Annotated in this window: 15 protein-coding genes and 8 pseudogenes; 11 read left to right on the top strand and 12 right to left on the bottom strand. The window is 53.6% G+C overall.

The annotated features are described in order from the left end of the window. Positions 1-16 precede the first annotated feature (16 nt). Positions 17-284: pseudogene (locus ABH912_RS27710) on the top strand (Tn3 family transposase); the annotation flags it as partial. 222 nt (positions 285-506) lie between these two features. Here the strand turns inward: ABH912_RS27710 and istA are convergent. From istA to ABH912_RS27680, 6 genes and pseudogenes are all read right to left on the bottom strand, one after another. Next, positions 507-1,359: pseudogene (gene istA / locus ABH912_RS27705) on the bottom strand (IS21 family transposase); the annotation flags it as partial. Positions 1,360-1,565: 206 nt separating this feature from the next. Then, positions 1,566-2,435, bottom strand: a pseudogene (locus tag ABH912_RS27700) (AraC family transcriptional regulator). A 153-nt stretch (positions 2,436-2,588) separates the two neighbouring features. Then, positions 2,589-3,443, bottom strand: a complete 855-nt coding sequence (locus ABH912_RS27695; RefSeq protein WP_429512123.1) for a hypothetical protein — start codon at positions 3,441-3,443, stop codon at positions 2,589-2,591. Between the two features lie 441 nt (positions 3,444-3,884). Next, positions 3,885-4,085, bottom strand: a complete 201-nt coding sequence (locus ABH912_RS27690; protein ID WP_156363892.1) for a hypothetical protein — start codon at positions 4,083-4,085, stop codon at positions 3,885-3,887. 576 nt (positions 4,086-4,661) lie between these two features. After that, complete coding sequence (locus ABH912_RS27685; RefSeq protein WP_156363893.1) at positions 4,662-4,817, bottom strand: hypothetical protein; 156 nt, start codon at positions 4,815-4,817, stop codon at positions 4,662-4,664. A 2-nt stretch (positions 4,818-4,819) separates the two neighbouring features. After that, positions 4,820-5,872, bottom strand: a complete 1,053-nt coding sequence (locus tag ABH912_RS27680; RefSeq protein WP_033053908.1) for an NADP-dependent oxidoreductase — start codon at positions 5,870-5,872, stop codon at positions 4,820-4,822. Between the two features lie 182 nt (positions 5,873-6,054). On the opposite strand from ABH912_RS27680, the gene ABH912_RS27675 reads away from it, so the two are divergent. Further along, positions 6,055-6,687: a TetR/AcrR family transcriptional regulator gene (locus ABH912_RS27675; RefSeq protein ID WP_033053909.1), complete on the top strand. Its 633-nt coding sequence runs from the start codon at positions 6,055-6,057 to the stop codon at positions 6,685-6,687. Positions 6,688-6,882: 195 nt separating this feature from the next. Here ABH912_RS27675 and ABH912_RS27670 read toward each other — a convergent pair whose 3' ends face one another. Together ABH912_RS27670 and ABH912_RS27665 are read right to left on the bottom strand one after the other, a co-directional pair. Beyond that, positions 6,883-7,908 (bottom strand): MBL fold metallo-hydrolase, encoded by a 1,026-nt coding sequence (locus tag ABH912_RS27670; protein WP_033053911.1) that lies wholly within the window; start codon positions 7,906-7,908, stop codon positions 6,883-6,885. A gap of 366 nt (positions 7,909-8,274) precedes the next feature. After that, positions 8,275-8,841, bottom strand: a complete 567-nt coding sequence (locus ABH912_RS27665) for a TetR/AcrR family transcriptional regulator (protein WP_033053912.1) — start codon at positions 8,839-8,841, stop codon at positions 8,275-8,277. A 593-nt stretch (positions 8,842-9,434) separates the two neighbouring features. On the opposite strand from ABH912_RS27665, the pseudogene ABH912_RS27660 reads away from it, so the two are divergent. From ABH912_RS27660 to ABH912_RS27645, 4 genes and pseudogenes are all read left to right on the top strand, one after another. Further along, positions 9,435-9,731 (top strand): annotated as a pseudogene (locus tag ABH912_RS27660) (hypothetical protein); the annotation flags it as partial. After that, the gene (tnpB, locus tag ABH912_RS27655) at positions 9,728-9,991 is read left to right on the top strand and encodes an IS66 family insertion sequence element accessory protein TnpB (RefSeq protein ID WP_197281700.1); all 264 of its coding nucleotides are present in this window, start codon (positions 9,728-9,730) and stop codon (positions 9,989-9,991) included. The pseudogene ABH912_RS27660 and the gene tnpB (ABH912_RS27655), both read left to right, overlap by 4 nt. A gap of 133 nt (positions 9,992-10,124) precedes the next feature. Next, positions 10,125-11,096: pseudogene (gene tnpC / locus ABH912_RS27650) on the top strand (IS66 family transposase); the annotation flags it as partial. A 302-nt stretch (positions 11,097-11,398) separates the two neighbouring features. Then, positions 11,399-12,691: a hypothetical protein gene (locus ABH912_RS27645; protein ID WP_429512119.1), complete on the top strand. Its 1,293-nt coding sequence runs from the start codon at positions 11,399-11,401 to the stop codon at positions 12,689-12,691. Between the two features lie 969 nt (positions 12,692-13,660). Here the strand turns inward: ABH912_RS27645 and ABH912_RS27640 are convergent. After that, positions 13,661-14,926, bottom strand: coding sequence for a hydroxymethylglutaryl-CoA reductase (locus ABH912_RS27640; RefSeq protein WP_050482854.1), 1,266 nt, complete (start codon positions 14,924-14,926; stop codon positions 13,661-13,663). Between the two features lie 974 nt (positions 14,927-15,900). Between ABH912_RS27640 and ABH912_RS27635 the strand changes: the two genes are divergently transcribed. Then, positions 15,901-17,373 carry an anthrax toxin-like adenylyl cyclase domain-containing protein gene (locus tag ABH912_RS27635; protein WP_197281776.1) on the top strand — a complete coding sequence of 491 codons (1,473 nt, stop codon included), beginning with the start codon at positions 15,901-15,903 and terminating at the stop codon, positions 17,371-17,373. A gap of 314 nt (positions 17,374-17,687) precedes the next feature. Here ABH912_RS27635 and ABH912_RS27630 read toward each other — a convergent pair. Beyond that, positions 17,688-17,947, bottom strand: a pseudogene (locus ABH912_RS27630) (IS630 family transposase); the annotation flags it as partial. Positions 17,948-18,001: 54 nt separating this feature from the next. Between ABH912_RS27630 and ABH912_RS27625 the strand changes: the two are divergent. Beyond that, entirely contained in the window at positions 18,002-18,424 is a 423-nt protein-coding gene (locus ABH912_RS27625) for a hypothetical protein (protein ID WP_033060827.1), read from the top strand. A 5-nt stretch (positions 18,425-18,429) separates the two neighbouring features. On the opposite strand, the pseudogene ABH912_RS27620 reads toward ABH912_RS27625, so the two are convergent. Continuing rightward, a pseudogene (locus ABH912_RS27620) lies at positions 18,430-18,673 on the bottom strand (hypothetical protein); the annotation flags it as partial. A 485-nt stretch (positions 18,674-19,158) separates the two neighbouring features. On the opposite strand from ABH912_RS27620, the gene tnpA reads away from it, so the two are divergent. The 3 genes and pseudogenes from tnpA (at position 19,159) to tnpC (ABH912_RS27605) (ending at position 21,446) form a co-directional block, all read left to right on the top strand. Further along, positions 19,159-19,485: an IS66-like element accessory protein TnpA gene (gene tnpA / locus ABH912_RS27615; protein ID WP_033060828.1), complete on the top strand. Its 327-nt coding sequence runs from the start codon at positions 19,159-19,161 to the stop codon at positions 19,483-19,485. After that, complete coding sequence (tnpB, locus tag ABH912_RS27610; RefSeq protein WP_033060829.1) at positions 19,482-19,817, top strand: IS66 family insertion sequence element accessory protein TnpB; 336 nt, start codon at positions 19,482-19,484, stop codon at positions 19,815-19,817. The genes tnpA and tnpB (ABH912_RS27610) overlap by 4 nt, the downstream gene beginning before the upstream one ends. A 61-nt stretch (positions 19,818-19,878) precedes the next feature. Next, positions 19,879-21,446, top strand: a pseudogene (gene tnpC, locus ABH912_RS27605) (IS66 family transposase). Here tnpC (ABH912_RS27605) and ABH912_RS27600 read toward each other — a convergent pair. After that, the gene (locus ABH912_RS27600) at positions 21,443-22,774 is read right to left on the bottom strand and encodes a hypothetical protein (protein WP_033060831.1); all 1,332 of its coding nucleotides are present in this window, start codon (positions 22,772-22,774) and stop codon (positions 21,443-21,445) included. The pseudogene tnpC (ABH912_RS27605) and the gene ABH912_RS27600 overlap by 4 nt on opposite strands. Positions 22,775-22,791: the final 17 nt, after the last annotated feature.

Here is a 22,791-nt window from a genome sequence, read left to right as displayed (position 1 = left end):
GGAACGCCAACTGGCGCTAATCGGCGGCATCCTAAACATAAGCACGTCCGCGCCCATTGGGATGACATCCTGCGCCGAGCCAGCTCGATCAAGCAGGGCACCATCACCGCCTCGCTGATGGTGCGCGAGCTCGGCAGCTATCCGCGCCAGAACGGCCTGGCCAGGGCGGTGTTCTTTAATCGCCTGGGCGAGATCAGGGATCGAAGCTTCGAGCAGCAGCGCTACCGTGCCAGCTGCCTCAACATGTAACGGCGGCGATCGTGCTGTGGAACACGGTGTACCTAAGAGCGCGCTACCCAGCGTCCTGAGCACAAAGATTGACTTAAATTCTGACCCCTAGATTTTTGGTTCATCATGGACGGTAGGCCGCCGGAAAATAGAGTTCTTTGAGCTCCGCCATAAGGTCACGCATTGCGAGCTTCCTCATCGGTCGTACCGAGCCGGTCGCAGCGTGCCCGTCACAACACGGCATCGAGCCCGGTGATGGGAACCGCAGCCAGTACCTACATCTTTACTCGGTCACCATGGGTGTGACGTATCAATCCGCGCTTGAGAAGCCGCAACGGCTTCGGCAGATTGGCAAACGGAGCGTCATTACGGCGCTCCCGGCTTGCGTTCGATCAGTGGGGAAGTGCTGCCAGTCAAAACTGACCTGATCTCGATCAAAGAGCGGCTCGTGACTGGCAATCATCGTTTCATCGGCGATCACAACCATGCGGGAGGGATACAGACGTTTCGCGCCATTCTCATCAGACAGGTGCTGGAGACGACACGGTGCGCTCGAAATAGCCGTCAAAATCAGTGGGCATTGGCATCATTTCCACCCGTTCCAGCTGACGTCCGCTACCGTCGCCCCGCTGTACTACGGACTAAGCAGCTCGCTCGAGAGCGCAAGGCAGCGTTGTCCGAGCCAGACATTCAGTTCTTCAAAGGTGTGGAACATGCAATCTTGAGCATCGAGCCAGATCCGTCGTCGGCTGTCTTGCGCGTTCTTTTCCACGATGTCTTTTTCCCAACTCAAGGCCACGTTGCAGAAGTCCGGATCGAACAGGTAGTGCGCGCAGACGACGGAAAACCGGGTATTGACCGTACGGTCGTTGCATTTGTTGAACTTATCGACAGCCGTTTTCATGTTGTCGTAGATGCCGCGAAGTGGCACTCCACCTAGCGCGCCAAACGAGCAGGTATTGCATCGAATAACATTTCGTGGCCTTGGCTGGGGTACGCAACCAACTAAAATGCACGACTAGCGCGCAGCTTCATATGGTAGATTTGGATGCGTCGGAACAGGCCGAAAATCAGAGGACCTTCTTCGCTCCAGTCGAACTGAAAGGCCTTACCGAGTGCAAACGTCAATGGCTGATGCGTTACTTGGTGCGCGCCTACAATGTGAAGCCCCATCGCAGCAAGCCGGACGCAGGAATTGAGATGACGCCTTTAAACCCAGACTTACCAGGTCGACTACGCACATCGGATTAGTATTACTGACGTAGCCGTCGAGGCTTTCGGAAAGTTAGGTGCCCTGGCCCCTATGTTCACCTTGAATAAACTGGCTGCCACCACCGCTATTGCAGCGGAATATAGATATCAGTTTGCCATTGATCCTGCGGTGTCTCGGGATAAACGCTCAGATACTCGAAGAACAACGTCTGGTCGCGACGTTCTTCCTTGCTAGCTGGAAGCCAGTCGCGGTAGATAGGATAGATAGTTTTGCCGACTTGATTCGGCGATCCCGAGTGTCGTACCACAACGCAGCGCCCGCCAGGAATGATGATCTCGCGCACACCGAACTCATTAGGCGATACTGCCTCGTGAGTCTCACCACAGATAGTGAAGCGGAATGCTTCCGGTGGCGTGATGTCCGGATTGCCATTGGGAATTCCGAAGGTTCGACTCGATGTCACGGGGGATTGTCCGCTCCACATGCGCCATTCGATGAACCTGCACACGCTCTCATCGAGAAGCCCGGCTGGGCCGCAATGTTCAAGCGCTGCGACCCGGACTTCGGGAAAGTCCACGATTCGTACCTTCATAATAATGCTCCTAGAAAAGTGAGGGGTTACGAACACCACATCACAGACCTTCCGTTTCGGTGTCAGACTGATGGCATTCGGCGTCACACCCATCGACCGTTTGAGCGCACAGCAACTGCCGAAGGACTTTCAATGCAGGCACCAGATTCGGCCCCAGAAACAAGTAATCTGTGAGATAGCCCCGGGTCATGTGCCGCCCGCTGCCGCCGCATGGATTTCACATATCCTACAATGGTCACGCCCACGTGCGTGGTGAATTACCGATGGAAGTGAATGCTGGAAAGCGCGCTACATGGCTCAACGTCTTTATCGACACAGATCACTTACGAAGTTGGCGTCGATACGGGCGAGCACGGCGTTGAAGTATTTTATGTAGCCGACGTTGCTCGACATGTCAGACACCGGGCAGAAGCTCTTGAAAATACGGTAAGCAATAAGATCGAACATGCCGGCGCGACTGACTCTAACTGCGTTTGCTCAAGGTGTGCATCATCTTTCAGATTACAATACCATTGCGAGTTAACGGTCCACTTCCGCCGCTGATCATATTTACGCTTATCCAGCGCGCTTTGGGTCATCGTCTGGCCCGAATTTTTTCGGGGCCTCCACCGTACTCCGCTTATTCAGCGCGTTTGGGTTCATCTCGCCCGAATTTCTTGGGTCCTCCACCCGCCGTGCAACGTGCCCTCGCTTATTACTCAAGTTACGGGAGATCGTCTTTCCCGGATTATCAGGGTCCGGCACCCGCTGCCGATCATACCTGCGCTTATTCAGCGTGACTTGGGTAGTCATCTTTCCGGGGTATTCCGGGTCCGGAATCTGCCCTTGACGCACTTCACTCACAGAAACATCCTGAGAATGGCTTCGACCTATCGATGCCTGCGTGAACTGACTTCGGGAGTAGAGAGCCGCCAAATGGCTAAATTGCTGATCACCACACATTCCGGATGGTTCATTGTTGCTCGTGACGGCAGGAGGAGAATCAGGCAGGTTGATGGATGCAGTTGCGCCAGATGAAGGCACATGAAAGTTGATGCCAATAATATCGTATTGGGACTGTTCGTTTAGTTTCGCGCGAACGGTTAAATTGCCAACCTGCCTCGCGCCCATTGTGCCTCTTGCGCTTGGTGCATCCACTTCTTGCTTATAGTGAGCTTCTGCTCCCTGGCTCGATTGAATTTGCAAAGCACCATCGGCGATACCATTACATACCAGCAATGCCAAAAGCTGGTCGGGTCCATTGGGCTGGGCTTCGATTTGTTTTAAAGCAAACTGAGTGTTAAGGCTCAGCCTGGCAGGCGAGAGAGCATTAGGGTGACTGTGCTCTGCCTGCGAGCCAGATGGCTCTGGCAGCTGACTGGCATTTACTGGCAGGATTCGGTACGAGGGGATACCTAAGTTAGAATTCATAGCTGCCTGTCGTGCTTTCCTGGTAATTTTGAATCGATATCAACGATCTCGATCCCTATGGGTGGTAAAAATGGCCTATAGGTTCCAAGCAGCAAAGAATTGACTTAAATTTTTGAAATAGTGCAAAGTCGAGTTAGTTGAAGATCGGTGCGAGTTTCGACTTGTAGAACCGACCGTATTGGTTTATCCAGTCCCGTAAGATAGGGTTGAAGCTGTCAGCCAACTCCTTGATCATCAACTGCGTCCACAGATGGGGCTTCCACAAGCCCGTTTTGACACCGTCTAGATTCCGTCGCGTCATCAGTCTGTTCACTGCGTTCAACTGCCTGAACCCACGTGACACTAGTTTCTCTGCTTTCCCGAATCGCTCACCACCAGCATGCTGAACATGCTCGCACCATCGAGCCGTTTGATCCGCGTGCCTGATGTTGTCCAAAATTGTCACGACGCTGGCGGATCTAATGCTTCCTGCTGCTTGGCCTTGACCTGTTTCGGATAGTCAACCGGCACCACATTGCGGTGAAGACCATTGCTCTCAAAAAATACCTGTAAAGCAGTCGTAATGATCGGCTTCGGAACAAGCGTTAATTTAGGTCCACAACTACTGTGGCGCCAGCCCTCATCAGTTAATTTAGAGCCCACTCAGCATCCAAAGCTGCTCAGGGAAATAAAGGCCAGGAGAGACCAGAGGATGGCCTTCAAGACCCAGAGCTGTAGACAACGACATCATGATGCTTAAGCCGATCAGCATGGCTTGCCGTGAATTCAATCGTCGAACGGCGCTGTCTGGGGCTAACGCTAGTCTCCCCTCAATCTCCAGGATTACCTCAGTTGAGGTGGGGCCGCCCTGCCGGCGGCTGGAAGAGACATCAATCGCAGATCAAAGCGCACGCCTTGGGCGCCTGTGGCCGCTTGGCGGGAGACAATATCATAGAGCTCGAATGCATCGGCTTTAAGCAATCGACCATCAATTGCTTCGACGCTTATCTGTGCCGAATGGCCAGCTAACTATACTCGCCGCCTCCCCCCTCGAAAGCCAGAGAGACGGAGACGCCTCCCCGCTCCATATCCCCCATTGCAGCGGGAACAAAATGCCAAGACTGGCAAGCACGACCAAGGACGCGTCAGGACGAAGAGCGAAGTGCGCAATCTCGCCACCTATTTCGACCAGCCAGTTGCCGATGCTCAAATAGGGGATGCGTGAATCTTAGGCAAAAATCATGCCATAACGACTTTCATCAGGCGTCGCCATGACGACAGATGAGACCAAAACGAAGACCCAAGCCCAAGCGTCGCAAGCGCCAATACAATGCCTTCGCGGATACCATGCAACGCTCCGGTGACCAAGCCGAGTTTATCAGTAAGCTTACTCATCATTATTCTCCTCTGCGCGTAGTGGTGTTTTTCGGGAGGATCACTCTGGCAATCAGTTTGCCGTTGTTGCGGCCATCAAAAAGTTTTAGAAAAGCGCCTGGAATGCTCTCAAATCCCTCCACAAAGTCCTCGCTATATTTGATTTTTCCTTGGGATACAAGCGGAGCAAGTTCAGCAAGGAATTCTGGGTAGCTGCCAAAATGGTTCTGGAGAGCAAAGCCACGAATCACAATAAACCGGTAGAGAAAGGCCTTTAAAAGTTCAGGAAGCCTGTTCGGTCGGTCCGATGCTTCCGGAAATGCATACTGCGCGATCGTGCCGCAGATAACGATTTGGGCTTTCATATTGAAATACGGCATCAGCGCTTCAAATAAAGAGCCACCTACATTGTCGAAGAGTATATCGAGTCCGTTGGGTAGCACACGCGCAAGCTGGGCTGCAAAATCTGGCGACTTATAGTCCACCGCGTCGTCAAGACCGAGTTCATCTTTCAGGTAACGCACTTTCGCGGCTCCGCCGGCGATGCCGACCACGCGATGCCCCTGCAACTTGGCTAGTTGCGCCGCGACCGAACCGACTGATCCAGCTGCAGCGGTGACGACGAAAGTTCCGCCCGGTTTTGGATCCAGGAATTTGTTGACGCCGACCCAAGCGGTGAGACCAGTGTGTCCAAGCACGCCAAGTGCTGTTGAAAGCGGTGCAGCTTCAGCATCGATCTTTTGAAGATCGGCACCATTGGAAAGTGCATATTCTTGCCAGCCAGACCAACTGACCACATGATCGCCAACAGCGAAGTCTTCGTTTCTGCTCTGTTCAATGACGGCTACCGTCGGGCCTGACATTGGCTGACCGATATCGATCGGCGGCAGTTCGCTGGAAGCATTTCCCATCAGACTGCGTTGATAAGGATCTAGCGAAATCAACATATTTCTAATCAATACCTCGCCTTCACCTGGCGACGGCATGGCCTGTGAAACAAGGTTGAAATCACCTCGCGTGGCGTTCCCATTGGGTCGTGTGGCAATGACGATCTGGCGATTCAGCGAATGTTTCATTGTGGCCTCTTACATTGCATTCAGGTGGATCACATGCAGATGAAAACGCTGGGCTAGCAGATATGCTGACCAGTGCCCCTGTGGTGCTATATTTATGTATCGATCGACACAAAATCTATGAGCATTGCCGTCAGATGTCAATAGAATTAATATAACAATCGACACAGAAATCAGGAGGTCCAATGAATGAGGACGCTACGCAAAAATCTCGCCTGCGCGGACGGCCACGTGCGTTCGACCGGGCCGCGGCTTTAGCGCAAGCCACCCGCTTGTTCTGGGAAAAGGGTTATGAAGCGACTTCCGTGGCTGACCTCACAGGGGTAATGGGCATAGGTTCGCCTAGCCTTTACGCCGCTTTTGGCTCGAAAAAAGCGCTTTATGGCGAAGCACTAGATTATTACCGTGACAACTATGAGGCTCTCGTCTGGGGCAAGTTCTTCTCAAAAAACACCGCTCGAGAAGCAATCGAATGCTTTTTTCTGGATTCAGCTGCGGCTCTGACTGGGTGTCTTGTCGATATTCCCCGTGGTTGCATGGTGACGCTCTCAGCTGTCGGCAGTGAAGGTCACTCAGATCTGGGTCATCTTGTGCGGTCTGCCCGTGAAGTCACATTGGCTCGCCTGACGGCACGACTCGATCGCGCCGTTGAGGAAACAGAGATTCCCGCCTCAGTTGACGTTCACACACTAGCCCGATTTATACAGACGGTACAAAGCGGCATGTCTATCTTGGCGCGAGATGGCGCGGACTGCTCCGATCTTGAGAATGTAGCCGAAGTCGCGATGCTGGCCTTTGATGCGCGTATTGGCGCCTGATTACCATTAATCCCATGCGGAGGCTCCAATGAAGATCTTATCGAAGTCCGTTTTGCGAGATACCTTTCCTTAACACTGTGTCTACGGATATCACCCGAACTACGGCGATCTCTGAACTCCCCCTCACCTCGCCCCACCATGAAGAAAGTCGACAGCGGTATTTCAATGAAAGGCGGTTCCGGAACTGTTGCGGGTTTACTTCACATTCCGCCACCACTGGCTACCGGCATGGGGATACTTCAGATCGAGTGGCTCACCCATTTCGGGCGTCGCTATCGCCACTCCGTGCAAGCTAGCCAATGCAGTGATGCGTTCGAACGGCTCCTGCCAGGGGTGCAGGCCAAGATCAAAGGTGCCGTTATGGACCGGTACCAGCCAAGCGCTTTTAAGGTCCAGAAACGCCTGTATCGTTTCCTCCGGTTGCATATGGACGTCCGCCCATTGTGTGTCATAGGCGCCAGTTTCCAGCAGTGCAATATTGAACGGCCCGTACTTGTCGCCTATTTCCTTAAATCCCTGAAAATATCCAGTGTCGCCACTGAAGAAAACCCGCAGGCTATCATGCAGTATCACCCAGGATGCCCAAAGTGTCGCGTTGCCGTCCCTGATACCGCGACCGGAAAAGTGCTGAGCTGGCGTTGCAACGAAAACTACCCCGTCAAGATTGCCTTCCTGCCACCAGTCGAACTGGCGCACCTTACTCCTGTTGACGCCCCAATCGATCAGGCGATCACCAACACCCAGAGGAGTTAAGAAATAACGGGTCTTCTTCGCCAGCGCGAGAATGGTGGCATGGTCGAGATGGTCATAATGGTCGTGTGAAAGAATCACGGCTTTAATCGGCGGCAGATCCTCAATTTTAATTGGCACCTCATGGAATCGCGCTGGTCCAGCCCACTGCACCGGCGAAGCACGCTCGGAGAACACCGGATCGGTCAAGTAAAACTCACCAGCCAGTTTGATCAACATGGTCGAATGGCCGAGGCGGTAAAGCGTACTGTCAGGTGCGCCGAGCAGCATACTCTTAGTTAATGCCCGCACAGGGATCACGCGCGCAGGAACGGTGTTGGCTGGCTTGTTGAAAGTGAAAGCCCACCCGATGCGTATCAGCTCGGCAAGGCTATGTTTTTGCATGGCGACCGGGTTGCGGAACTTACTATCTTTAAACTGCGGAGAAGACTGGCTGGCGCACGACGATGGCACGGCGGTGCTGGGAGACATGATTGATACCGTTATGAGAGAAACAGCTGAAAAATGATGAGCATCGTTAAACGGTCCGTTGATCTAATCAGATGAAACTCCCGACACCATAAACCGATGCCTGCATTGAGACTTGGAACTGAGTAGGGGTAAGCAATTAGCGTTGATCGGATTTAATGGATGCCTTTTTTTTGATCGCCACTTCCCGCAACGCCGTCTTAGCGCTAAGCAGCGATTGCTCGCATTAAGGTGGCGTAGTAATCATGTCGCCAGTGAGACGCCCTTCACTTCTGTAGCGTGAGCGGCCGAAACCGACAGTGCTATGTTTACAGTGCTATGTTTCATGCTAATAATGCTTGCCCAGTCACTCTTCTAAATGACGGAAAATTACGCAACGATACGCCACAGTGCTTCGAAACCGGTGGAAGCGTGCTTCTCCGCGTTAGCCATATCTGATGCCATATAATTAGTTGTCACATCGACCAGGGCCATAACGAGCGAGCCGACATACATCAGTGGCGCATCACGCATTGGCCCATAAGCACGACTGCGGTCTAGGAGTTCAGCGACACCACTATAGAACCGGCTTGCCGCCTCGTGGCTCGCCTGTGTCACGTCGTGAGAGACACCCAAGTACGCAATTGCCCTACGCTCCTGTGGGTGAGAAAGAGTCCAATGCAGCCATCTATTCCAAACATGAAGCATTTGATCACGCACGCTAGCCTCAGTCGGAAGATCTGTTGTTGTCGCTTTTGCCATATCTGCTTTCAACTGCAGATAAAGTTCATTCAGCAGGTCGGACTTAGTCTCGAAGTAAGTAAATAATGCGCCGTTCGAGACCCCTGCTTCCTTCGCGATCATTGCCGTTGGAGCGCTCAACCCCTTCGCGGCGATGGTCTTGATCGCCGCAGACATGATCGCGTTGCGCTTAGTATCACTTCTTGGTCGTGCCATCGGTGGTCCCCTACGTTAATAGCAACAGTATAGAAGAGTGACTGGTCGGTCAATGGAAGAAAACGCCCCTTCTAACAAAAGCAACTTCTGGTTATCGGCATATGGCCTTCCTGAAGCCACTCAATAGCTTCAAGTTTCCTGGCACCGCGAGGTAATTGAAATAACCATTCACCACCCGAGTGAGCCACGGCCCTTGAGCCCGGACGAGCCAATGCCGTCGGTGCTTCAGCTCATCCCGAATAGCCAAGCGTCGCACGCATTCGCTTCTTGACCGTCAGGCGCAGTACTTGAAAGCCGTGCCGACTGGATCAAACGCATGATCGCAGCCGCACGTTTGCAGCTGCGTAACGAGCCCGCGAATAGCCAGTTAGAATGCCCGAGAGGGCCGGATTTGATTGTCGGGTAGCCGCCTCAAGTCTTGGCTCTACAGTAGAGACTGCCTTCAGCCATCCCGTCCCTCCCGCGACCAGCCACAACGTAAGGAGCCGGCGAACACACCTTCCGAGCCCGGCCGATAAGGGCGTGTCCGCGTATTTTAAGCGGGCGCAATTACCCTTAATGCCAGGATCGCCATGCGCTAACGTAAGTCCTACCCGACCCCCTTCAAAACCAAAGTCGCCCAAGAGTGCGAACAACCCGGTGTTTCCGCGGCGGCTATTGCGATGAGGCACTGTATCACCGCCAATGTCGTTCGCCGGTGGATACCGCTTTACCGCGATCAGCAGGCAGTCGTGCTGCCAGCTTTCATTCCTTTGGAAGTCGAACCAAAACGAAAAGCTGAAGCATTGACAATCATTGAATTACCGCTTGGCCAGCAAACGTTCACGGTGAAGTTGCCATCCTCAGATCCCGAGGGATGCGCCCGCTTCATCCGAGGACTCGCTCAATGATACGCATCGATTCTATCTGGCTCGCCACCGAGCCGATGGACATGCGTGCAGGCACCGAGACCGCATTAGCCAGCGTTATCGCGGTGTTCGGTGCGGCAAAGCCGCACTGCGCCTATCTGTTCGCCAACCGCCGCGCCACTGGCATGAAAATTCTGGTGCATGACGGGTTTGGCATTTGGCTGGCGGCTCGCCGGCTGAACCAAGGCAAGTTTCACTGGCCAGGGATTCGGCATGGCTCTGAAATGGAGTTGGATGCCTAGCAACTTCAAGCCTTGGTGCTGGGCCTGCCATGGCAACGAGTGGGTTCCGACAGCGCGATCACACTGCTTTAAAAGCCACCATTAGCCTATTGGTCTATCGCTGTGAATTGCCTGCGCTGGCAAAATCCGCAGCATAACTTCTTCGCCCAATCTCAACCAAATTTCCCCCGACCAACTTCGTGCCTTTGCAGCGCATTTGCTGTCGCAGGTCGACACTATGGGCAAGAAGATCAACCGAGACCAAACGGTGATCGAGAAGCTGACCTTCGAGATCGCACAACTCAAGCGCTTAAAGTTTGCCACGCGCAGCGAGCAGTTGAATCCGCAGCAGGCCAGCTTGCTCGATGACTTAATCGATACCGATATCGCGGCGATTGAAGCAAAACTTCATGGCTTGCAAGCAGTGCCAGCGGCGACCGAAAAAAAGCAAAAACCTAAGCGCACCGCGTTGCCGGCAGAGTTGCCACGCACGTTGATCCATCACGAGCCCGACAATACTCACTGCCCGTGTGGCTGCGCAGTGAAACGCATCGGTGAAGACGTCAGCGAGAAGCTGGACTACACGCCCGGCGTATTTACAGTTGAAGGCCATGTCCGTGGCAAGTGGGTGTGCGATGACTGCGAAACGCTGATCCAGGCATCCGTTCCGGCGCAGGTCATCGACAAGGTTACCCTGAGCGCAGGGTTGCTGGCCCATGTCATGATCGCCAAGTTTGCTGACCACCTGCCTCTTTACCGCCAGGAATTGATTTTCGGTCGGGCTTGCTTGGCAACTCCGCGTTCAACCTTGGCTCAATGGGTTGGCGTTACTGGCGTGCAGTTGCAGCCTCTGGTCGATGCGCTGCGCGACGTAGTGCTCAGGCAGTTGGTCATCCACGCCAATGAAACACCGGTTCAGATGCCCGCTCCAGGCTCGAAGAAAACCCACCGCTCTTATGTTTGGGCCTACGCCACCAGCCAGTTCGGCAAAACGGCAGCGGTCCTCTACGATTTCAGCCCCAGCCGCGCCGGTGAGCATGCTCGTAACGTCCTGCAAGACTGGAAGGGTACCGTAGGTCGCGGGCGGCGATCATCTTATCATGGGTTTTCTCAGACCGGATGCTTGACAGCCTTCTAACCCTCAGTCTTAAACCTTATCTCCCTAAAACACCTTCGACGACTTAACACACAACTGAGCCGCGCAAGGTCTCAATCTGAACTGACCGCGAAGCCCCCTGCATAGGCATCCTAGTCAGATTTATATAAATGACGTTTATAACCGACAGTAACGCTATTTCATTTATTGCAGAAAATTCAAAATTTAAGTCGGTTTTTCCTGATTGGAACCTATAGGCCATTTTCACCACCCACTGGGATCGAGATCGTTGATATCGATTCAAAATTACCAGGAAAGCACGACAGGCAGCTATGAATTCTAACTTAGGTATCCCCTCGTACCGAATCCTGCCAGTAAATGCCAGTCAGCTGCCAGAGCCATCTGGCTCGCAGGCAGAGCACAGTCACCCTAATGCTCTCTCGCCTGCCAGGCTGAGCCTTAACACTCAGTTTGCTTTAAAACAAATCGAAGCCCAGCCCAATGGACCCGACCAGCTTTTGGCATTGCTGGTATGTAATGGTATCGCCGATGGTGCTTTGCAAATTCAATCGAGCCAGGGAGCAGAAGCTCACTATAAGCAAGAAGTGGATGCACCAAGCGCAAGAGGCACAATGGGCGCGAGGCAGGTTGGCAATTTAACCGTTCGCGCGAAACTAAACGAACAGTCCCAATACGATATTATTGGCATCAACTTTCATGTGCCTTCATCTGGCGCAACTGCATCCATCAACCTGCCTGATTCTCCTCCTGCCGTCACGAGCAACAATGAACCATCCGGAATGTGTGGTGATCAGCAATTTAGCCATTTGGCGGCTCTCTCCTCCCGAAGTCAGTTCACGCAGGCATCGATAGGTCGAAGCAATTCTCAGGATGTTTCGCGAAAGCCCGTTCAAGCGGGGCACTTTGCCCCCTCCCCGACGTCCTTGGCGTCCTTATTGCCTTCACAGAGCTCTACTTCCTCTGTGAGTAAAGTGCGTCAAGGGCAGATTCCGGACCCGGAAAACCCCGGAAAGATGACTACCCAAGGCGCGCTGAATAAGCGCAGGTATGATCGGCAGCAGGTGCCGGACCCGGAAAATCCCGGAATGACGACTACCCAAGGCGTGCTGAATCATCGGAAATATGATCGGCCGCAGGTTCCGGACCCGGCCAATCCGGGACATACGATCTCCAAAGGAGCGCTGGATAACCGTAAGCTGGTCCCTGACCCGATAAATCTGGGACAGATGATTTCCCAAAGCATGCGGAGTCAGCGGAAGCTGGTGGAGGACCCGCAAAATCCAGGACAGATGATTTCCCGCAGTAAGCGGAGTCAGCAGACGCTGGTGGAGGACCCGCAAAATCCGGGACAGATGATTTCCCGCGGTAAGCGGAGTCGGCGGAAGCTGGTGGAAGACCCGCAAAATCCAGGACAGATGATTGCCCAAAACCTGCGGAGTCAGCAGAAGCTGGTGGAGGACCCGCAAAATCCAGGACAGATGATTTCCCAAAACGCGCGGAGTCAGCAGAAGTTGCTGCGGGACCCGGAAAATCCGGAACTGATGATTTCCCAAAGCACGAAGAGTCAGCGGAAGTATCTTCGGACGAAGAATCTGCCCAAGTAAACGGCTCAACGCCCGATTGAAGTAATTACGCAGGTGGTGCGCCTGCAACATGCAGCCGCTGCAGCCGCTGCTTCATTAATAGCATAGCGGTGGACTAGGAAGCCTGCGCAGGGGGCTTCGCGGTCAGTTCAGCATTGGGATGCTTACGCGGCTCAAGTGTGTGTTGAAGTCGTCGAAGGTGTTGTGTGGAAATAATGTTTAAGACCGCGGATTAGAAGGCTGTCAAGCATCCGGTCTGAGAGAGACCTGACATGACGGGCGATGATCGCCGTGTCGCGACCTACGGTATAGCGAGCACAAGGGCGCTTGCTATAAACGCGTTCGCGACGACTCGACCTGCCTCCGCTGAGGATGCGCTCGCCAGTGATAGCGACGTAACCAAGCATCTCGGTAATGGTTGACGATGGTTCGGGATTTCAATTCCGGACAACTCAATTATTTCATTTTCGTGTCTGGAATCCCTCTCAGAGCACACAATACTTCAGACACAAGGCCGTGAGTCAATCCACTGCAATTCTCCAGCGTCGGTGTGCCTGGCCTTCTGTACCGTAAGGAATCTATCACCAATGCTAACGCGTACTCCCTAAGTCAGCCCGCCCCACACGCTGTTGTGCCAGACACAATATCCGCCCCATTTCGACTCCAATGACATCGACACCAGAGCCACTCGAGAATCGTATAGTTCGTACCCTCCCCCGCGTTTCTTACGAACAGCGATCCTTAAGGCAAATTCGACATCGCAGAGACAGCCATCGCCAGTATTGGGTTTTGGAAGCAGTGGAATAGAAACTGCTCATCTGGTTTCACGGACTGCCCACCGATGTCATTGACCAGGTCTTGCACGCCCCCTCCGCCGGACCTATCAAGCCCTCCAGTGAGACCAGTCCGCCTGCGTGGCTGTCTTAGATGTAAGCCATAACGAAAAATGCTCCGTATCTTTCGATACGGAGCATTTCCTTTAAGCACTGCTTAAGTTTTCGGTCGGTTTCTGCCAAGACGCTCATGCGCGTTTGCAAATTCGTCCGCTGCGAGGGCAGAAAGGGTTGATAGCTCCAAGGCCAGGCAGAAACTGGCAATGACCTCGGCAAAGGCCGCCGATTTTCCTGCACCCGCACAGCCCATCAATCGTAAGCACTCATGTTGCTCTGGCAATCCAGTTCCTCCACCGACGGTGCCTATGAGCAAGCTAGGCAGGACCAACGAAGCATAAATGGAATCATCTTCGTTCAGCTCGACAAATAACTGGCCTATAGATGATTCATGGACACTGGCAATATCTTGACCAGTCGCCGTGAAGATCGCCGCCACCGCATTCGCCACATTAATGTTCATACCCACCATTCCTGCTGATAACGCGCCAGAAGCGAGTTGCCGGTATCCACGGACCAGTTGTTGCGGTGTGACCCTGAGAACCCGACGTACCATTGATGCAGGTAACAGACAGTCTGCAACTACACGACTGCCACGACCACGAATGTAGGACTGATAGGTTACCTTCTTGTCGCTCGAGAGATTCGCTTCAAGTACATATGACGTTGGGCGGATACCATGTTTTTCGGCAATCTCTTTTTGTAACCACTGCACGGCGTTCCAAGTGCAAGTGGTGGTCATGTTCTGACCTGCGGCATCGCCGGTTTCGTAGATAAACTGTACGTGCACAGACCTCCCACTCACCTGCGGTTCAATGCTGCATAATACGGCGTGTCGCGAAGAGCTTTCCGCTTGGGCTTTCAACTCAGCAAAACTCTCGTTGACGATGCGCACGAACAACAATGCCTCTGTCATCGTCTTGAATTCGAACAGCGGTGCTCGGATCATCCGCTTTCCAAGGAAGGCCGCGTTGACGCCACCGGCCATAGAGATGACCTTCGCACCTCGAGCAATAGAGGCGATCAACGCTCCCTCAGAAGTCGCGAGTGGTGCATAGTAATGGCCGTTTGCGTTCTGGCCGTTAACTATCAACGGACCGGCCACGCCAAGCGGAATTTCGACCGACCCCACCAAGGACTCACAGTTGTTGCGGAGTTGATCGGCGCTGAACCTCATCTTTGCTACTTCGCTCAATTCGGTCCCTGTTTTCTTGAATAAGTACTCGATTCGTCGCTGTCTGGCCTCCTCCGTATAAAGACCACCACCAGGTACTCGATCAATACTTTTGCCACCAGGTACTCGCTCGATACCTTTGATTGTCGCGCTGTTGATTCTGGACTCCTCGAAATACTCTTCCGACGACATATTCAGTCTCCATATTCAATTAAGCACATTTAATAAGGCCAAATCGTCCGACAATGGTTCGCTTGGAGTCAAAGCTGTTGGTTCGACCGAGGGTGAGTAAAAAAGCACTTTCCCGTAGTTCAGAATTACAGTGATCCGTTGAAGCGCCAGAGTCGCCTGAATGAGAGGGAAGCGAAGCTTGCACAGTCGAGACGGGCTAGCGTTCTGGCGGATGGATCATGGCAAAGAAAGCTTTAATTGGATTCATAATGGATGGGCTTGCCTGTCTAAGATAAAAACTGCGTGGCGTCTGGTGGGCAAACGGTTCCATAGACTCGATCGATATTGGCATTTAAAAATCATCCAGACACAGTCTAAGTCTTCAGTTGCTTACACGAGCCCCATTGCACAGTCGCAGGATGCTTTCATCTACCCGCCTCCCACGACGTGATGACCGACAAAACATAGCCAGTCTTCGAAGATTTTAATTTAGAGACCGTACCCTAAAACTCGCTGTTCGCAGGTTCGCTGTGCTGCGGTGATCTCGGACGAATACGGCCCAGTGGAACCCAATCGATATCGATCACTACAAAACTCTTACCCGAAGAAAATCATAGCGTCTGCAAAGCTGTCGCTCCCTCTTCGGGGCTGGACAGGTATTCGGACGCAGCAACTCGATGGTAAAAAAATGTCATAAGTGGAGTGAGCTGATGTAACTGGACTAATGAATTTTTTAGCTGTAATTATGGCAAGGGGCAAGATATCAACCTTGGTCCTTTCATTTTTTTAGCACGGTGACTTACTTGATTTCTATAAGCTCCTCGTATCGTCAGTCGCCCCCCCTCCCCTCTTCCCCTGCGACTTCAAATGCCGTTCAAACAGGAAGGCAGGTCTCTCACGCCACCCCGTCAGATTCGGAGTATTCGATACCCACTCCCCGATTGGGTTTACCCTCGAAAATAAAAGTAGGCGGCCTGAGTTTTGGGATAGGTGTCTTGAAAACCCGGTTAAGCTCTGATAGACGCAGGGTGCTGAATGCTGCACTGAACAATATAGTTTCTGGCCAGAAACCTGAACTGGACCAGGATCGCAGGTTTTTCTACCATGCTGATTACGATTACCCGAAGAACAATAAAATTAGCCTGAGAGTGAGCGGCGAGGTCGATCATCAGAATAATCTACGCTCGCTAAGCGCATCACCTATAGATCTGGACACCGCGCTCGCGGCCAAGCGGGAGCGGTTCACCCTCGATTCGGCGCAATTCGCCCCTAACATACCCCTCAGCGGCCACCGCGCCTTGCCAAACAAGCCTTCGGTTATTCGTTCCGCCATATTGACCCAGGCCATTGACGCAGTGCGAGACAAGACCGGCATTAGCCCCGGTCATCTAGAAAAACTGCACGATATTGCATGCAGGGAGGACTGCCTGATCCTATTTCGCCCTGTGGATCCGCACAACGCACCTCTTATAAACGACAACTACCCAACCAAAGGCCTAGAGATCAAAGGCAAAAGTGCCAATTGGGGCCCGCAGTATGGCTTCATTTGCCTTGATCAAAGCTTGAGCAAGCTGCAGGCTCAGCCCGACAAGGCAATTGCTGCCTCTTCTAAGACTCAGGCCAGCTGCACTGAAGAGAATGGTCCACAAGCTATACCTCTGGTCCTGACCCATGAACGCTTGCTCTATCTACAAAGTGCGGGATTGCTACACATGGCCCCCAATGATGGGGGTTATATTCTTGATGCCGAAGCGCCCGACGGCAGCTACCAGACTTTCGCCGCCCTTGCCGGGGCCAACGACAAAGGCTATTTAATTCAAAACGGCGACGTACCAATTCAAGTATTAGCCCCACGCCTCGCCACTTATGGCTCTCACCATGTTCAGAAGGCATATGTCGCCGATTTCGATTTATTGGCGGTAATGCCAAATATGAAGAATTTCGGCGGCCACGACCAGCGCAAGGATGTAGTAATGGACGCTCGAGGCCCTCTAAACTTTTTCCAGTCAGAGCAATATTTCTTGGCTAGCGGCCAATCCTTGCAGGCCAGCCACCGACACCCAGTCGCTGCTAGCACCGAGAGGATGATCAATCGCATCACCGAACGTGAACAGCGGATCGCCGATACTATCAACCATGAACTGCGCCCTGAATTCAACTCCACCGAACTAAGCGGCTACGCAGATGCCTGGAAGCTGGTGCATCACGGTTCCGACGAAGGAAACGTGGCCACTGAACCAGAAACAAACCTGCCGGCAACGGTCATCTGTCCCGTGCTACATGACCTCGATCCGGTGCTGGTCCTTGACAGTGAACAAGCGTTACGGCAACTGATCAGCGTCGCAAGCAGGCATGGCTACCGGCTTGCAGGTAATCCCGGTTGGACACCTGACTTGAAAAAAGACACCCTCTTCAGCCAGCGCCTGGACATGTGGGAATCTCTTGCTCGCCGCGATAGTCTTTTTTAAAGCGGCTCGCCCATCACGGCCAGGTACCATGTCGGCCACCATTCCCCCTACCCTCAGCAGCAAAGGGCCAATCAGATGATGCGCGGCTCTGATAGCAATAGCGCCACACCCAAATCAGCATGTGCAGTCAGGTCGAACTAAGCGATCAGGCGACCAAATAGCATTTACCTTGCACTGCAAACGCAGCAATCTTTGAGCTGCCAGGTCATTAATGATTTGGGTCTGCCAACCCTGAAAACGTCAGTCGATATGCGAATCGGAACTCATACACTGTGACAGCCCACTAACCTCGGTTGCCATTGGGATCTCGATGATGTGGGCATCGATAATTGATCTGGGCGTAGTGCCAGCATCGGTTGGGTGCTATCCAAAGTCGGGATTCGGTTTTTCCGTCAACCGACAACACTAAGGCATTATCCGGCGGGTTCAGAAAGAGCCCAACTACTTCCGACTACCTTGTCGGCGAAATGAAGATCGCTGCTGATTTTGAAGGTCTCCAGGCGATGGGGTTGAGGTCGGAAGCGGAACAGACCTGCCGGACCCGCCACGTAGTGACCCGCGCATACCTTCCACGCATTCGGACGGCGATGATTGGAAAATTGAAACGTTCAAACTCGGATCATTCAAGATGAAAGTCTACTTCTTTGTCAGCGTATCCTTGGCGCTAATGGGTACGGTGATATATGTATTATTCGAATGGGAAGCCGCCAAAAATCGAAAGCAGCATGCATTGTGCGAAGTAGCGCAACAGTATATGGAAGGCCTGGATGCTCAAGCGTGGTCTTCGACTACCGGGCTTTCCCTCTACGCGTACAACGAGCATAAAGAGGCTGGATTGCTCACGCCTAAAAGGATAGTTATCGTTACCGCTGGAAGCATTAGAGGCGCGGGTACTGAAGCTGTCATACCTGACTATGTGGAGCAGTTCAGTGGTTCCGATATTGACAACCAGCTCATTCGTGCGGCTGCTGGACAGTGGATACCCGATGAAATCAAACAGGAAATCAAGCGCGCCATAAAGTCGCTGAGCGCTGCTTGCAACAGGTATTGATTACGTTAAGGTGCTGATACGGAATCGGGTGAGACTTGAGGGTAGTAGCTCTCCCAGTCTGCGTCACGGGCTCGCTGTATCTTTGTTCAAAACATCCTCTCCTTTGCCGTTCCAAACTAGCGAGTCGGCTGTGCATTTCGCAGCGCCAGGAACGTAGTGATCGAACTTTCCAGCTCACGCACTGAGCTGAAGCGGCCCTCACGTAGGTACACCGCTGATGTCGCGCAAGAAGCGTTCAACCATGGTAAGCGGCTGGCTAGTCATCTAGCCGACTAGCCGGTCAAGAGCGATAAGGGCAATAGCGTCCACGATTTTTAAGCGGACGCAATCACCCTTAACGTTAGGATCCCCATTCGCCAACGACTTGCCCCCACAGATCAGGCAAAGCCTGAGACATCGGTCAGCATCGAGATACCGTACGAGCAAGGGGCCCTGACCCTGACATGGCCAGCGGCCGACCCGTCAGGGTGTGCCCGGTTTGTTCGCGGACTGACACGATGTCTCGAAGAAAGGTCGCGCAGGCAGCCGCGCTTTCCCTCGGTCGGTTCACTTTGACGGTGCCGCGTGCGTATGGGATTTCAAGGCAGATCATGGCTGGGGTGATATCTGATCGTGACGCCGACGACGGTAATGCGTAAGGGGCCGGGGAACACACCTTCCGAGCCCGAGCAATAAGGGCGATTGTGTCCGCGTATTTTTAAGCGGACGCAATTACCCTTAATGCCAGGATCGCCATGCGCCAACGTAAGTCATACCCGAAATCCTTCAAGACCCAAGTCGTTCAAGAGTGCGAGCAGCACGGTGTTTCCGTGGCAGCTATTGCGATGAGTCACGGGATTAATGCCAATGTCGTTCGCCGGTGGTTACCGCTTTACCGTGATCAGCAGGCAGTCGCGGTGCCAGCTTTCATTCCTTTGAAAGTCGCGCCGGTTGAACCAAAACATAAGACCGAAGCATCGGTGATCATTGAGCTGCCGCTTGGCGAGCAATCGCTCATCGTGAAATGGCCAACTTCCGACCCTGACGGATGCGCCCGCTTTGTCCGAGGGCTTGTCCTTTGATCCGCATCGATTCCATCTGGCTCGCCACCGAGCCGATGGACATGCGCGCCGGTACCGAGACGGCATTGGCCAGGGTGATCGCGGTGTTTGGTGCGGCGAAGCCGCACTGCGCTTATCTGTTCGCCAACCGCCGCGCCACGCGCATGAAAGTTCTGGTGCATGACGGCTTCGGGATCTGGCTGGCGGCTCGCCGTTTGAACCAAGGCAAGTTCCATTGGCCAGGCATTCGCCAAGGCTCTGAAATGGAGTTGGATACCGAACAACTCCAGGTTCTGGTGTTGGGTCTGCCATGGCAACGCGCCGGCTCCGGCGGTGCGATCACACTGGTTTAACGGCTGCCATTAGCCTATCAGTCTATCGCCGCGAACCGCTTGCTCTGGCAAAATCGGCGCCATGATTTCGATCCCCAATCTCGACCATCTTACCCCTGAACAACTGCGCGCTTTGGCTGCGCAGTTGTTACAGCGTGTCGAGACGCTCGACCATCAAGTCGACACTTTGGGTAAGACAGTCGAGACGATGGGCAAGAAGATCAACCGCGATCAAACGGTTATCGAGAAGCTCACCCACGAGATCGCCCAACTCAAGCGTTTGAAGTTTGCCAAGCGTAGCGAGCAGATGAATCCTGAGCAGGCCAGCTTGCTCTATGACCTGATCGATACCGATATCGCGGCGATTGAAGCAGAGCTTCAAGCCTTGCAACCTGTTGCGTTGCCCGCCGAGAAAAAGCAAAAGCCCAAACGCACTGCGTTGCCAGCAGCGTTTCCACGTACGTTGATCCATCACGAACCGGACAACACTCACTGCCCATGTGGCTGCGCACTCAAGCGTATCGGTGAAGACGTCAGCGAGAAGCTGGACTACACGCCCGGCGTGTTTACCGTTGAGCGCCATGTCCGTGGCAAGTGGGTCTGTGATGACTGCGAAACGCTGATCCAGGCGCCGGTTCCGGCGCAGGTCATCGATAAGGGAATCCCGACTGCCGGTTACTTGCCCACGTCATGATCGCGAAGTTTGCTGACCATCTGCCTCTTTACCGTCAGGAATCGATTTTCGGTCGTGCCGGCCTGGCGATTCCACGTTCAACTTTGGCTCAATGGGTGGGTGTGACTGGGGTGCAGCTGCAACCTCTGGTCGATGCACTGCGCGACGTAGTGCTTGGGCAGCAGGTTATTCATGCCGATGAAACACCCGTGCAGATGCTCGTGCCGGGCTCAAAGAAAACCCATCGCTCTTATGTTTGGGCTTACGCCACCAGCCAATTCTGCGAAACAGCGGCAGTCGTTTACGACTTCAGCCCCAGCCGAGCCGGTGAGCATGCTCGCAACTTCCTGCAAGACTGGAAGGGCAAGCTGGTCTGTGACGATTTTGGCGGCTACAAGGCCAGCTTCGCACTCGGCGTGACCGAGATCGGATGCATGGCCCATGTGCGACGCAAGTTCTTCGAACTGCACGCGACCAACAAGAGCATGCTCGCCGAACAGGCCCTGCGCTACATCCAGTGGCTGTACGAAATCGAGCGTGAAGTGCGCGACCTGGAGCCGGATTTACGGCGCCGAATACGGCAAGAAAAAGCCGTACCGGTGATGGATATGCTGCATGCGTGGATGATGGCCCAGCGCGATCTCGTGCCTGAAGGTTCAGCCATCAGCAGAGCGCTGGATTACAGCCTTAAACGCTGGGCAGCGCTGTCGCGCTACCTCGATGACGGGGCCGTACCCATTGACAATAATTGGGCGGAGAACCAGATCCGGCCGTGGGCTCTTGGACGCAAGAACTGGCTCTTTGCAGGATCGTTGCGCAGCGGCAAACGGGCGGCGGCGATTATGAGTTTGATCCAGTCTGCGCGGCTGAATGGCCATGATCCGTACGCGTATCTAAAAGATGTCATCACGCGCCTGCCGACGCAGCGCGCGAGTGAAATCGATCAGTTGCTGCCGCATAGGTGGCAGCCGGTTTAATCACGCAAGGCGTGATGCCCGGACGCATACAAATAGTTAGCGCGTATGCTGGAATTGATTGCTTGCAAACGATGAAGACTGAGCGTTTGCAGAGGCTCATCTCCGGCTTGCTCGGCAATTTGAGCCAATAGCTTTTGCCTAAACATCACTATCTTTTGATCATCCAGATATTGGGCTTTTTCGCCGTTTTGGCCTTTTATCCGCACGATTAGATTTGCAGGCAACTCGACCTCTTTTATAGCGCACCCAAGACACAAGGTGGCAAAGTCAGCCAGACTTCGCACTTCCACTTCTTTCAGCTTGCCGCCATTTTCTGAACTCCCGGACAGCGGATGCTCGGTATTCTGATAGGAATATTGCTTGATCTTGGAAGAGTAGTGGATACGGTGCGTGGACAGATTGTTTATTTTCTCGAAGCCAAAAACCAATGGGACGATGCCTCCCTTGTTCAGCAAGCCCAGATAAGGGGCTTTGCCATCCTCTAGAGAGCGCTGCAACTCACTTGCCGCCTGATGATAAAAGCGGTTCAGGTCTTCAACTCGCAGCTCGTTTACCTGCCCGCCAGATTTCAAAGCAAGAGATCCAGGCAGTTTCAGGGAGTCCAGATGCTCATCCAGAGGGGCGCCGATGAATTTCCGACCCCCAATATTTTTGATGTAACTGGCATGCAGTAAACGCTGTAGCCATGCTGCACCTTCGATCTGCGGTTGCTTTGGGTTGGCGACTTCGATCGATGGCGAAGCAGTGGAGGTCGAGAGTGTTTTTCCGTTGTCCAGCGCATGCAGGATGACTTGCGCCATGCGGTGTTGTAGCGCTCGCGAGTAAGCGTTACTGGGATGAAGACCTTCGCCAGCAGAATAGTCTCGAGGCTTCCTGCGCAAGTCAGGCCGAGTGGTCTGATCGGTCGTACTCTCAGGGGTGCGGTCAGAGAAAAATACTTTGCCCTCGAGGGATTGGGTTCCGCCCTTGGGATCGTTGACGCCACCCTTGAGAGCCCCTGATTGCAGGATTTCAAGCCCCCACGCCGTTCCATGCAGCGCCTCCGGTTTGGTATAGCCCAAGGGCGCTGTCGGGTTGAGTGATTGCAGTAAAGCCATGTGTAGACTGGAGCGACTGCGCTCGTCAATATCGCGCATGTTCTCGAGCGCGTCCAAGGGGGAGCGGCCTTCTACATTTAAAGTATTGGCGCGCAAACCTTCATTGCGTAGACGCGCCACAGCCTCGCTGTCTCGTTTGACTACCGCCGCGTGCAGCGACGTACTGGAGGTTTCAATACCTGGCGAAGGGATAGGCGGGACGGAAGACTGGGAAGACCGGATGGGCGTCATGAGTGGGTCTCATAGCT

Origin of the sequence: Pseudomonas sp. BT76 TE3572 (genome assembly GCF_050435365.1) — a bacterium.
Taxonomy (GTDB): domain Bacteria; phylum Pseudomonadota; class Gammaproteobacteria; order Pseudomonadales; family Pseudomonadaceae; genus Aquipseudomonas; species Aquipseudomonas fluorescens_W.
Note: the sequence above shows the minus strand (reverse complement) of the source record. Positions and strands in the feature narration are given on the sequence as shown.

Bases quoted from the DNA above. Each gene is read 5' to 3' on its own strand.
- tnpA (WP_033060828.1), top strand. From the start codon at position 19,159: ATGCGCCAACGTAAGTCATACCCGAAATCCTTCAAGACCCAAGTCGTT.
- ABH912_RS27625 (WP_033060827.1), top strand. From the start codon at position 18,002: ATGAAAGTCTACTTCTTTGTCAGCGTATCCTTGGCGCTAATGGGTACG.
- ABH912_RS27675 (WP_033053909.1), top strand. From the start codon at position 6,055: ATGAATGAGGACGCTACGCAAAAATCTCGCCTGCGCGGACGGCCACGT.
- ABH912_RS27680 (WP_033053908.1), bottom strand. From the start codon at position 5,872: ATGAAACATTCGCTGAATCGCCAGATCGTCATTGCCACACGACCCAAT.
- ABH912_RS27685 (WP_156363893.1), bottom strand. From the start codon at position 4,817: ATGAGTAAGCTTACTGATAAACTCGGCTTGGTCACCGGAGCGTTGCAT.
- ABH912_RS27640 (WP_050482854.1), bottom strand. From the start codon at position 14,926: ATGTCGTCGGAAGAGTATTTCGAGGAGTCCAGAATCAACAGCGCGACA.
- ABH912_RS27695 (WP_429512123.1), bottom strand. From the start codon at position 3,443: ATGAATTCTAACTTAGGTATCCCCTCGTACCGAATCCTGCCAGTAAAT.
- ABH912_RS27600 (WP_033060831.1), bottom strand. From the start codon at position 22,774: ATGACGCCCATCCGGTCTTCCCAGTCTTCCGTCCCGCCTATCCCTTCG.
- ABH912_RS27645 (WP_429512119.1), top strand. From the start codon at position 11,399: ATGAATTCTAACTTAGGTATCCCCTCGTACCGAATCCTGCCAGTAAAT.
- ABH912_RS27670 (WP_033053911.1), bottom strand. From the start codon at position 7,908: ATGTCTCCCAGCACCGCCGTGCCATCGTCGTGCGCCAGCCAGTCTTCT.
- ABH912_RS27665 (WP_033053912.1), bottom strand. From the start codon at position 8,841: ATGGCACGACCAAGAAGTGATACTAAGCGCAACGCGATCATGTCTGCG.
- tnpB (WP_197281700.1), top strand. From the start codon at position 9,728: ATGATACGCATCGATTCTATCTGGCTCGCCACCGAGCCGATGGACATG.